The sequence below is a fragment of the Nonomuraea sp. NPDC050404 genome (assembly GCF_040655495.1).
Lineage (GTDB): Bacteria > Actinomycetota > Actinomycetes > Streptosporangiales > Streptosporangiaceae > Nonomuraea.
Map to the genome: position 1 here is coordinate 379074 of NZ_JBFAKB010000013.1, position 10776 is coordinate 389849.

The 10776-nt window shown below is 71.0% G+C and carries 8 protein-coding genes; 6 read left to right on the top strand and 2 right to left on the bottom strand.

Annotation, left to right across the window (positions count from 1 at the left end; all coding sequences use genetic code 11):
- Positions 1 to 22 precede the first annotated feature (22 nt).
- Positions 23 to 1039 (bottom strand): LacI family DNA-binding transcriptional regulator, encoded by a 1017-nt coding sequence (locus AB0I81_RS34495; RefSeq protein WP_360665374.1) that lies wholly within the window; start codon positions 1037 to 1039, stop codon positions 23 to 25.
- Between the two features lie 156 nt (positions 1040 to 1195).
- On the opposite strand from AB0I81_RS34495, the gene AB0I81_RS34500 reads away from it, so the two are divergent.
- Genes AB0I81_RS34500 through AB0I81_RS34515 form a run of 4 tightly spaced genes read left to right on the top strand, consistent with a single transcriptional unit; the run spans position 1196 to position 5885 of the window.
- The gene (locus tag AB0I81_RS34500) at positions 1196 to 2686 is read left to right on the top strand and encodes an extracellular solute-binding protein (protein WP_360665377.1); all 1491 of its coding nucleotides are present in this window, start codon (positions 1196 to 1198) and stop codon (positions 2684 to 2686) included.
- A complete protein-coding gene (locus AB0I81_RS34505) occupies positions 2683 to 3600 on the top strand; it encodes a sugar ABC transporter permease (RefSeq protein ID WP_360665380.1) in 918 nt (305 codons plus the stop codon). The genes AB0I81_RS34500 and AB0I81_RS34505 overlap by 4 nt, the downstream gene beginning before the upstream one ends.
- Positions 3597 to 4439 carry a carbohydrate ABC transporter permease gene (locus AB0I81_RS34510; RefSeq protein WP_360665383.1) on the top strand — a complete coding sequence of 281 codons (843 nt, stop codon included), beginning with the start codon at positions 3597 to 3599 and terminating at the stop codon, positions 4437 to 4439. The genes AB0I81_RS34505 and AB0I81_RS34510 overlap by 4 nt, the downstream gene beginning before the upstream one ends.
- A 15-nt stretch (positions 4440 to 4454) precedes the next feature.
- The gene (locus AB0I81_RS34515; RefSeq protein ID WP_360665386.1) at positions 4455 to 5885 is read left to right on the top strand and encodes a sulfatase-like hydrolase/transferase; all 1431 of its coding nucleotides are present in this window, start codon (positions 4455 to 4457) and stop codon (positions 5883 to 5885) included.
- Between the two features lie 118 nt (positions 5886 to 6003).
- On the opposite strand, the gene AB0I81_RS34520 is transcribed toward AB0I81_RS34515, so the two are convergent.
- Positions 6004 to 7491, bottom strand: a complete 1488-nt coding sequence (locus tag AB0I81_RS34520; protein ID WP_360665389.1) for an aromatic amino acid ammonia-lyase — start codon at positions 7489 to 7491, stop codon at positions 6004 to 6006.
- A 62-nt stretch (positions 7492 to 7553) separates the two neighbouring features.
- Here AB0I81_RS34520 and AB0I81_RS34525 point away from each other — a divergent pair, with 62 nt between their 5' ends.
- Together AB0I81_RS34525 and AB0I81_RS34530 are read left to right on the top strand one after the other, a co-directional pair.
- Entirely contained in the window at positions 7554 to 9107 is a 1554-nt protein-coding gene (locus AB0I81_RS34525) for an NAD(P)-binding domain-containing protein (protein ID WP_360665392.1), read from the top strand.
- Positions 9097 to 10626 (top strand): fatty acid--CoA ligase family protein, encoded by a 1530-nt coding sequence (locus tag AB0I81_RS34530; protein WP_360665395.1) that lies wholly within the window; start codon positions 9097 to 9099, stop codon positions 10624 to 10626. The genes AB0I81_RS34525 and AB0I81_RS34530 overlap by 11 nt, the downstream gene beginning before the upstream one ends.
- Positions 10627 to 10776: the final 150 nt, after the last annotated feature.

Here is a 10776-nt window from a genome sequence, read left to right on the forward strand (position 1 = left end):
GACGGCGCGGAGGCCCGGTGGATCATTCTCCGGACGGCGCGGAGGCGGTCGAGGCCCGGTAGATCATGGACACGGGCAGGAAGACATCCTCCGGCATGGTGTTCCCGGACGCGATGCGATCGAGAAGGAGACGCACGGCGGCCGCGCCCGCGTCGAAGAACGGCACGCTGACGGTCGTCAGCGGCGGGATGGTCCTGGCGACGACCGGATGGTCGTCACAGCCGACGACCGAGCAGTCGTCGGGGACCGAAAGCCCCCGCTCGTGCAGCGCGTTGAGCACGCCGACCGCCATGAGGTCGTTCTGCACGTAGATCGCGGTGATGCCGGGGGCGCGGTCGAGCAGCCGGTGGGTGGCGGCGTACCCGCCCTCGACCTCCCATCCGCCGTCCTCGACGAGGAGGGGATCGTAGGGCAGGCCGTGTTCCGCCAGCACCGCGCGGTAGACGGCGGTGCGCCGCTGCGCGCTGTGCCGCCGCTGATAACCGGTCACCATGGCGATCCGGCGATGCCCGAGCGAGAGCAGGTGGCGGACCGGGAGCGCCGCGGTGCCCTCGGACGCGGGCTGCACGATGGGGACGCCGCCGCCGGCGATGTCGTGGAAGCTCACGCAGGCGGGACCGGCCCGCAACAACCGCCCGACCTCCTCGTCCTCCTCGGTGGCCGGGGCGTTCATGATGATCCCGTCAACCCGGCGCTCCATCAGCACGCGCAGATATCGCGCGCAGTCCGAGCCGTCCGGCTCCAGGCTGCTGAGGATCACGCTGAGCCCGTGCCGCCGCGCCTCGTGCTCGATGCCGACGAGGAACTGCGCCGGCGTCGTGTTGCTGAAGTCGACGGTGATCACGCCGAGGGTCAGCGAGCTGCGTGACTGCAGGCTGCGGGCCAGCGCGTTGGGGATGTAGCCGATCTCCTCGGCCGCCTCGATGATGCGCTGCCGGGTGGCGGGGGCGACGGCGCCCTTGCCGTTGAGCACCTTGCTCACCGTCTGGAAGCTCACGTTGGCGCGCGCGGCGACATCCCGGAGCGAGACACTGGCCACGGCGCCACCTCCCGTAGGCGAACGTTCGCGTCGGCGGCACCGCGCCGCCAACACCCAGCGCCATCCTGCCACATTTCTAGATGGCAAACAGGGCTTGACGAGGTCACCGTGGGTGGCACAGCATAGGCGAACGTTCGCCTTAGGAGAGGACCCCCCATGACGACGTTGGGCCGTCGGCGATTCCTCGGGCTGTCCGGCGCCGCTCTCGCGGGCGCCCTCGGTGTCGCCGGATGCACCCGCACCTCCACGCAGGAGGCCGCCGCGAGAGCGGCCGACGGCGGCGGCGTGATCCGCTGGTGGGATCACTTCCAGCCGCTGAAGCCCCTGCACGAGCGGATCTTCGCCGAGTACGCCAAGGCCAACCCGGGCGTCCGGGTGGAGCACGAGGTCTACAACCCGAACGAGATGGGCCAGGCGCTGCAACTCGCGTTCAAGAGCAACCAGATCGCCGACGTGCACTCGGTCGCCGGGCTCGGGCTGTCCGAGGCGGCCCTGGTCGCGAGCGGCTGGTTGGCGCCGCTGGCCGGAGCGGAGGCGATCCGCGCGAAGCTGCCCGCCGACAGCCTGCTCGAAGGGCTGCACATCTTCGACGGCAAGGTCTACACCTTCCCCATCTTCAGCCCCCGGCAGTACACCACGCTCAACTGGTTCAACCGCGAGCTGGTCGAGAGGGCCGGCGGCGATCCGGTCAACGGCCCGGCGACCTGGGAGGAGTTCCGCGCGATCGCCGCGCGGATCACCAGGGACGGCGGCGGGAAGGCCTACGGCTGGATCCAGGGCCTGGCCTTCCACGAGCGGCTGCAGGTGCACGTGGTCGAGCTGGCGATGTCCGCCGGCGCGCCGCTCGCCATGGCCCAGGGCGGCCTGGGCGAGCTGGGCCTGGTGGACCCGCGGACCGGCGAGTACGTCTACGACACCGAGCCGTTCGTCCAGGCGCTGGAGTTCCTGCTCTCCCTGGTCCGCGACAAGGTCGTGTTCCCCGCCTCCACCTCACTGGACGCCAGGACCGCCAGGGCCAGGTGGGCGACCGGCGTGGCGGGCATGTTCTTCGACGGGTCGTGGAACATCGGCGTCGTCAACGGGCAGTTCAAGCAGTTCGTGGACAAGGTCGGGGTCGGCCCCATCCCGTCGCCGTCCGGCAAGCCGGTGCTCTACGGCGCTCCCGCGCCCGGCCAGCTGTTCGTCTCCAGCCAGTCCAGGCACGTGGAGGCGGCCTCCGGGCTGCTGGCCCGGTTCGCCGGGCCCGAGTACTCCAAGGAGCTGGCCGCGTTCATGGACCAGGTGCCCCTCGACCTGGAGGCCGTGAAGAGGGCGGACGTGCATCCGACGTACAAGCGGGCGGTCGAGCTGTTCGGCCAGGCCGTACGGCTCGCGCCCAGCCCTCTCGTCCGCAACCCCGCGATCGCGCAGGTGATGAGCGAGATGAAGTCGCCCAGGCCCACGCTCGGCGAGCTGACCCAGGGCATCCTCAGCGGCGAGGTCACCGACATTCGCAAGGCGTTGCGCGAGTACACCGGCAAGATGGCCGCCGAGCGGGAGCGCGCGCTGAAGGAGGTGTCCGGGAAGGGCGTGAAGGTGAGCCTGGACGACTGGAAGTTCCCGAACTGGCAGGCGGGCCAGGACTACACGGCGGAGATGTACCGATGACGGGTCAAGGATTGGCCGCCAGGTTGTGGTCGGAGCGGTGGGCCTATGTGTTCCTGCTGCCCACCCTGCTGCTGTTCGGCGCGTACACGGTCTGGCCGATCATCTCCAGCCTGTACTACTCGCTGCTCGACTGGAACGGGCTGGGCGCGGAGCGGCCGTTCGTCGGCCTGGAGAACTACCGTGAGGCGTTCGGCGACCCGCTCTTCTGGCAGTCGCTCGGCATCACGCTGACGATCATCGCGGTGACCGTGCCGCTGCGGGTCGCGCTGAGCCTGCTGGTCGCGCTCGTGCTCAACAACCCGAGGCTGCCGCTGGCCAGGCTGTTCAGGACCGCGCTGTTCGTGCCCGCGGTGACGACGACGGCGATCATCGGCGTGGTCATGGGGTTCATCTTCGACCCCGCCGGCGGCCCGGTGAACCAGTTGCTGGTCGACCTCGGGCTCGTCGACCAGCCGATCGACTTCCTCGGCGACCCCTCGACCTCCCTGTGGACGGTGATGGGCGTGCACATGTGGAAGTGGTTCGGCATCACCCTCGTCTACTGGCTGGCCGCGCTCCAGACGATCCCGGTCTCGGTGTACGAGGCCGCCAGGACGGACGGGGCGGGCAGCTGGGCGGCGCTGCGTCATGTGACGCTGCCGATGCTCAAGCCCTTCCTGATCATCATCGCCCTGCTCACGGCCATCGAGACCATGCAGATCTTCGACCTGGTGCTGACGATGACCAACGGCGGGCCGTACTTCTCCACCCTCGCCACGGAGGTCTACATCTACCAGCAGGCCTTCGCCACCTCCACGCCCCGGCTCGGATACGGCTCGGCGCTCGGCGTGTTGTTCGGGATCTTCACGCTCGTCCTCGCCGCGATCCAGGCCATCGGCATCCGCTACGCCAACCGCGCCAGGAGCAGCTCATGAAGGCCGCCGCCAACCGCCTCCGTCTCGGGATCTGGGCCCAGGTGATCCTGCTCGCCGTCATCTGCCTGGTGTGGATCTATCCGCTGTTGTGGATCGTCTCGGCCTCGCTGAAGGACTCACTCGGCGTCTTCTCCGGCGGGCTCGGCCTGATCCCCGAGACGTTCCACTTCGAGAACTACGTGCGGGCCTGGCGGGACGCCGACTTCGGGCTGTACACGCTGAACAGCGTGCTCATCACGCTGGGCACGGTGGCGCTGGTCATCCTGCGCTGCGCCCTGGCCGGCTACGTGATCGCCCGCCGCAACTTCGTCGGCAAGCGGGTGGTGGTCGGCGTGCTGGTCGCGACGCTGTTCGCGCCGGGCGGGCTGACGATCATCCCGGTGGTGGAGCTCAGTGACCTGATGGGGCTGCTGAACTCGCGTACCGGCATCGTCCTCGCCCTGGCGGGCAGCGGCCACGTCGCCGCGGTGCTGCTCTACGCCGGCTATTTCAGCCGAGTCCCGCGCGAGCTGGAAGAGGCGGCGGTGATGGACGGCGCGGGCTTCCTGCGCACGTTCTTCCGGGTCATGTTGCCGCTGGCGGGGCCGGTCACCGCGACGGTGGGCGTGATGACCTTCCTGGCGGCCTGGAACAACTTCCTGCTGCCGCTGGTGTTCACCTTCAGCCGCCCGGACCTGCGCACGCTCTCGGTGGGCATGCTCGCCTTCCGCGGCACCAACTCCACCGACTGGTCCGGCCTGGCCGCCGCGGGCACCATCTCGCTGATCCCCCTGCTCGTCGTCTTCCTCCTGCTCCAGCGCTACTTCGTCGAAGGCGTCGCCGGCGCCGTCAAGAACTGACCTCGAATGAGAGACATGAACGCACCGAACATCCTGCTCATCTGCACCGACCAGCAACGCTTCGACGCGATGGGCGCCTACGGCAACGACGAGATCGACACCCCCAACCTCGACCGCCTCGCGGAACAGGGCGTGCTCTTCGAGAAGTGTTACGTGCAGAACCCGGTCTGCGGCCCCTCCCGCTCCAGCCTGATGTCCGGCCGCTACGTCCACGCCCACGGCGCCTGGGCGAACGGCGTCGGCCTCCCCGCGCACGAGCAGCTCTTCTCCCGCGCCTTGGCCGACCACGGCTACGACTGCGGCCTGGTCGGCAAGTTCCACGTCGGCGGCGCCTGCTTCGGCGGCCGTTCCGAGCCCCGCCTGGACGACGGTTTCCGGGTGTTCCGCTGGGCGCACGACCCCTACCCAGGGTCGTCGGAGAACGCCTACCACCGCTGGCTCCGGGCGGTGCGCCCGGATCTGTGCGAGCCCGGCGCCGGAACCGACTTCGACACGATTCCGACCGAGTTCCACTACAGCCGCTGGATCGGCAACGAGACCATCGACTACCTGCGCCGCTCGCGCGACACGGACAAGCCGTTCTTCTTCGTGGCCAACTTCTTCGACCCGCACCACGGGTTCGGCGCGCCGGAGGAGTACGTCGAGCGCTACCGCGGCAAGACCCTGCGGCGTCCGGTCACCCGGGACCAGGAGCTGGCGAACAAGCCGCCGGTGCTGACCGAGGCGTCGCACCGCTCCTACGGCGGCCACGCCCGCGGCTACACGGAGTACACCGAGGCCGAGCTGCACGACGTCAAGGTCAACTACTACGCGATGGTGAGCCTCGTGGACGACGAGGTGGGCCGGATCCTCGCCGCACTCGACGAGGCGGGCCTGGCCGACAACACGCTGGTCGTCTTCACCAGCGACCACGGCGAGATGCTGGGCGACCATCAGCTCATGCTGAAGGGCCCGATGATGTACGACTGCGCCGTCCGGGTGCCGCTCGTCATGCGCTGGCCGGCCGGGCTGCCCGCCGGTGAGCGGCGGGCCGAGCTGGTCCAGTGGATCGACCTGGCGGCGACGTTCGTCTCGGCGGCGGGCGCGTCCCCGCTCCCCCGCGGGCAGGGCCTCGACCTGCTGCCGCTGGCCCGCGGCGAGCAGGACGCGCCGGTCAGGGGCTGGGCGTTGTGCGAGTACCGCAACAGCGGCCATCCGTACGAGGAGCCCGTGCACACCACGATGCTCCGGCACGACCGCTGGAAGATCGTCGTCTACCACGGCGCGCCGTCCACGACCCGGGCGCGCACCGGCGAGCTTTACGACCTGGAGGCCGATCCGCTGGAGCTGGACAACCTGTGGGACGACCCGGCCCATGCGGGGGCCCGGATCGAGCTGCAGGAACGGCTGCTCGACGTCCTGGTCGCCACCGAGGACCGCAGCCAGCCCCGCGAAGCGGCCTGGTGACCTCAGCCTGCCCTCTGCGCGGCGCGCTCGTGGCTGGGCTGGCGTCAGGCGGCTCTCTGTGCGGCGTGCTGGTGGCCGGCGTCAAGCGGCTCTCTGTGCGACGCGCTGGTGGCCGGCGTCAGGCGGTCCAGACGGCCAGTAGCTCGGCGGCGGTGCGGACGTCGGCGTCCAGCGGGCGGTCGGGATCGACCGGCGGGACCGCCTCGGCCAGCGCGTCCAGCAGCGCCGCGCAACCCGGCGCGGTGGGGCGGCGGGCGCCGACGTGCGCGGCCTGCCGCAGCCCCACCGCCAGCGACCCGCAGAGCAGGCTCAGCAGGCCCGCCATGTCGTACGCCCGCAGAGCGGCCTGGGTGCCGAACGGCACCACGTCCTGGTTGTGCAGGTTGGTCGGCAGGCTCTGCACGCCGGCCGGCGACGCGGCATGGCGCAACTCGGCGACGAACGCGGTCGTGGCCAGCTGCACCCCCTGCATCCCGTGCTGGCGGCCGGGCCCCGCGGCGAGCATCGGCGGCAGGCCGCCGTTGCGGGCCGGATCGACGAGCAGGTCGAGCTGCCGCTCGGCCAGGTTGCCGAGCTGGGCGGTGACCATCGCCAGGACGTCGGAGGCGAACGCGGCCGGCTGGCCGAAGAAGTTGCCGCCGTGCACGACCAGGTCGTCGTCGGGAAAGAACAGCGGGTTGTCGCTGACGCCGGCCAGGTCGGCCGCGACGACGCCGTCGGCGTAGCGCAGCGCGTCCTCGGCGGCGCCGAGCAACTGCGGCGAGCACCGGATGCTGTACGGCTCCTGCAACGCGCGAGTGCCGGACGGCGTGATCCCGGCGAGGGTCTTGCGCATGCCGTCGGCGACGTCGATCGCGCCGCGATGGCCGTAGGCGGCCAGCAGCCTCGGATCAAGAAAGCCGGGGTCGCAGCCGAGCAGATCGGCCAGCAGGCAGGTGAGCGCCTGGAGCGCGCGGTGACAGGCGCGGACGCCGTCCAGGGCCAGGGCGGTCGCGGCGGTGGTGAGCGAGGTGCCATTGACCAGCGCGAGGGCGTCGCGGCCGTCGAGCGTCAGCGGGGTCAGCCCGGCGTCGCGCAACGCCTCGGCGGCGGGCATCCGCCGGCCGCCGGAGTAGGCGTGCCCCCGGCCGCGCAGCGCCTGGGTGGCGTAGGCGAGCGGGATCAGGTCCCCGCTCGCGCCGACGGAGCCGTAGCGCGGGATCGCCGGCACGAACGTCGTGGCGAACATCGCGGCGAGCCCCTCGACCACGTGCGCCGACACCCCGGACACGCCCTGCGCGAGCGACCACGCGCGGATCAGGAGCGCGGCCCTGCACACCTCGCCGGGCAGGTCGGGGCCCTGCCCCGCGCCGAGGTGGGCCAGGGTGTTGTCGCACTGGTCCGCCTCCTCCTCCCGGCCGGCGAACCCGACCAGCGCGCCGAAGCCGGTGGTCGCGCCGTAGACCGGGCGTTCGTCCTCCCGTACCTCGCGCAGGAAGTCCCGGCCGCACTCGACCCGGCGGCGTACGTCCGCGTCGAAAAGGACGGGCACCGGCGTCGCGGCGCGACGCAGATCGGCGGCGCGCAAAGGGGCGCTGAGCTGGATGGTGCCTTCGTCGGCGGGCATGATCCTGACGATAGAACCGGAATCTCAGAAACCTCTGAGATTTCATCCGTAGCGTCCGGCGCATGGCGCATGACTACCTGATCATCGGTGCCGGGCCGGCGGGGTTGCAACTCGCCGCACTACTGGAACGCAACGGTCATGACTATGTCGTCCTGGAACGCGGCGCCGGACCTGGCACGTTCTTCACCAGGTTCCCACGGCACCGCCGGCTGATCTCCATCAACAAGGTGCACACCGGGTACTCCGACCCCGAGCTGCGACTGCGGATGGACTGGAACTCGTTGCTGAGCGACGACCCCGAACTGCTGTTCACCCGCTACAGCGAGCGGTACTTCCCGCAGGCCGACGACCTCGTGCGCTACCTGGCCGACTTCGCGTCGGCGACGGGCGTGCGGGTGCGTTACGACACCGACGTCGTACGGATCGGCCGGGACGAGAACGGGTTCACCGCCGCCGACCACGAGGGGCGCCAGTGGCGGGCCCGCCGGCTGATCATGGCGACCGGCGTCTCCCAGCTCTACCTCCCGCCCATCCCGGGCATCGAGCACGCCGAACGCTACGACACGTTCGGGACAGAACCGGACGATTTCACCGGGCAGCGGGTCCTGGTGATCGGCAAGGGCAACTCCGGGTTCGAGACCGCCGACGCGCTCATGGAGAAGGCCGCGGTCATCCACGTCGCCGGGCCGCACTCCATCAGGATGGCCTGGCAGTCGCACTTCGTCGGGCACCTGCGCGCCGTGAACAACAACTTCCTCGACAGCTACCAGCTCAAGTCGCAGAACTCGGTGCTCGACGGCACGGTGGAGCACATCGAACGCCTCGACGGCGGCGGTTACCGGGTGATGTTCCGCTACGCCCGTACCGTGGAGGCGCTGCGCGAGCTGCGCTACGACCGGGTGATCGCGTGCACGGGCTTCCGGTTCGACGCCTCGGTGTTCGACGACGACTGCCGGCCCGCGCTGGTCATCAACGACCGTTTCCCCGAGCAGACGCCGGCGTACGAGTCGGTCAACGTGCCGGGGCTGCACTTCGCGGGCACGCTCACCCAGCAGCGCGACTTCAAGAAGGCCACCAGCGGGTTCATCCACGGCTTCCGGTACGGGGCCCGCGCGCTCTACCGGATCCTGGCCGCCCGCCACCACGGCGTGGAGTGGCCCGCCGCGCCGGTGGAGTCCGCCCCGGACGCGATCAGCGACGCGATCATCGCCAGGGTGAACCGGTCCTCGGCGTTGTGGCAGCAGTTCGGCGTGCTCGGCGACGTGGTGACCGTGGCCGGGGACGGCGCGCTGTACCAGGAGGAGGTGCCGGTCGCTTACGTCGCGGGCGGCGGGCTGGGCGCGGCCAGGGACAGGTTCGTCGTCACGCTGGAGTACGGGGCGGACCACGACACCATGGATCCGTTCGACGTCTCGATCTCCCGCGTCGTCGAGAACGACGCCGTCAACGCCCACGACGCGAGCTACCTGCACCCGGTGGTGCGGCACTACCGGGACGGCGCGCAGGCCGGAGTACACCATCTCGCGGAGAACCTGGACAACGAGTGGGACCTGGCGCAGGTGCATCAGCAACCACTGGCCGTCTTCGTCAAGGAGTGCCTGGGCGATGGCGGCTGAGCCGTACCCGCGCGCGGTGCTGGACCTCCTGGCCGGGGCCGGGGACCGGACCGTCTTCGAGCACGGCACCCGCATGGTCAGCGGCGCGCGGATGCTCGGCCTCATCCGGCAGATGGCGGCCGGGCTGCGCGGCGCGGGCCTCGGGCCGGGGGACGGCGTGGCCATGATGCTCGGCGTCAACCCGGAGGCGTTCGCCGCGGTGATCGCCGGTCACGTCGTGGGAGCCCGGGTCGTCGGCGTACGGCCCGGACTGCCCGGCGACCAGCTACGACACTTACTGGCTCAGGACATCACCGCGATCGTGACCGACGCCGACCGGGAGGATACGCCGCGAACGCTGAGCGCCACCGGCCGGGGGCGCGCGCCGCGAACGCTGACCGACGCCGGGCGGGAGCGTGCGCAGCGTACGCTGACCGTCGCCGAGTTGCTGGCCGCCCCCGACGATGGCGGCCCGCTCCACCTGTCCGGCCGGCCGCACGACGTCGCGCGGCTCCTCCACACCAGCGGCAGCACGGGCGTGCCGAAGGCGTGCGCGCAGACCTACGCCGCCATGGACGCGGCGTGGACGGCCCGGCCGCAAGCCTGGCCGCCGGCGATCAGGGAGCTGGCCTCCCGGCTGCGGCGTTACCTTGTGTTCGGCTCGCTGAGCAGCCAGGTGATGATGGAGTACGGCGTGCTCACGCTGGCGGCGGGCGGCACCATGGTCGTCGCCGACCCGCCGGCGTTCCCCGGCGCGATCACCGGGCTGCGGGCGAGCGCCAGCGTCATCACCGTGCCCCGCCTGTACAAGCTCGTCGCGGACCAGCGGCGCGCCCCGGCCGACCTGAGCAGCCTGCGGGCGCTCATGGTGTCCGGGTCGCCGCTGGCGGCGTCGCGGCTGAGCGAGGCGCTCGACGTGCTCGGGCCGGTCGTGTTCCAGGGCTACGGGCAGACCGAGACCGGCACGATCTCGATGGCCACGCCGTGGGACCTCCCGCCGTCGGTCGGGTTCCCGCCGGACGTCATCGACGTCGTGATCAGGGACGCGGACGGCCGCCCGGTCCCGCCCGGCGTGGACGGCGAGCTGTACGTCCGCACCCCCGCGCAGGCCGCCTCCTACTGGGCCGAACCTGCCGAGAGCGCGCGGGTCTTCGTCGACGGCTGGGTACGCACCCGCGACCTGGGGCACTTCGACGCCGACGGGCGGCTGTACCTGACCGGGCGGACCCGCGACGTGGTCATCGTCAACGCGAACCTCTACTACACCGGCCCGATCGAGCGCGTCCTGGCCTCCTGCCCCGAGGTCGCGGAGGCGTACGTGATCGGCGCCCCTGACGAGGACACCGGCGAGGCCGCGCACGCGTTCGTGGTGCCGGCGGCGGGCCGGGTCCCCGACTTCGGCGCGCTGCGGCGGTTGGTGGGCGAGCGGCTCGACGAGGCGTGCGTACCGGCGACCATCACGATCATTGACGAGACACCGATCGGCCCAAGCGGAAAACCAGACAAACGCCTGCTTAGGGCGGCCGGGCGAACAGCGTGAGCCGGGCCAGGTGGTGGCCCAGCCTACGGCGTCGTGAGCCAGGCCAGATGGTGACCGGCCTTAGAGCCTGCAGACAAAGGCTTAAGGGTTGGCGGGCATGGGCCCGTAGAGGGCTGGTCCGATCTTGTTGATGTAGCCCTGGTGGGACCA

Coding starts and splice junctions, on each gene's coding strand:
- AB0I81_RS34520 (WP_360665389.1), bottom strand. CDS start 7,491: ATGCCCGCCGACGAAGGCACCATCCAGCTCAGCGCCCCTTTGCGCGCC.
- AB0I81_RS34530 (WP_360665395.1), top strand. CDS start 9,097: ATGGCGGCTGAGCCGTACCCGCGCGCGGTGCTGGACCTCCTGGCCGGG.
- AB0I81_RS34515 (WP_360665386.1), top strand. CDS start 4,455: ATGAACGCACCGAACATCCTGCTCATCTGCACCGACCAGCAACGCTTC.
- AB0I81_RS34525 (WP_360665392.1), top strand. CDS start 7,554: ATGGCGCATGACTACCTGATCATCGGTGCCGGGCCGGCGGGGTTGCAA.
- AB0I81_RS34510 (WP_360665383.1), top strand. CDS start 3,597: ATGAAGGCCGCCGCCAACCGCCTCCGTCTCGGGATCTGGGCCCAGGTG.
- AB0I81_RS34505 (WP_360665380.1), top strand. CDS start 2,683: ATGACGGGTCAAGGATTGGCCGCCAGGTTGTGGTCGGAGCGGTGGGCC.
- AB0I81_RS34500 (WP_360665377.1), top strand. CDS start 1,196: ATGACGACGTTGGGCCGTCGGCGATTCCTCGGGCTGTCCGGCGCCGCT.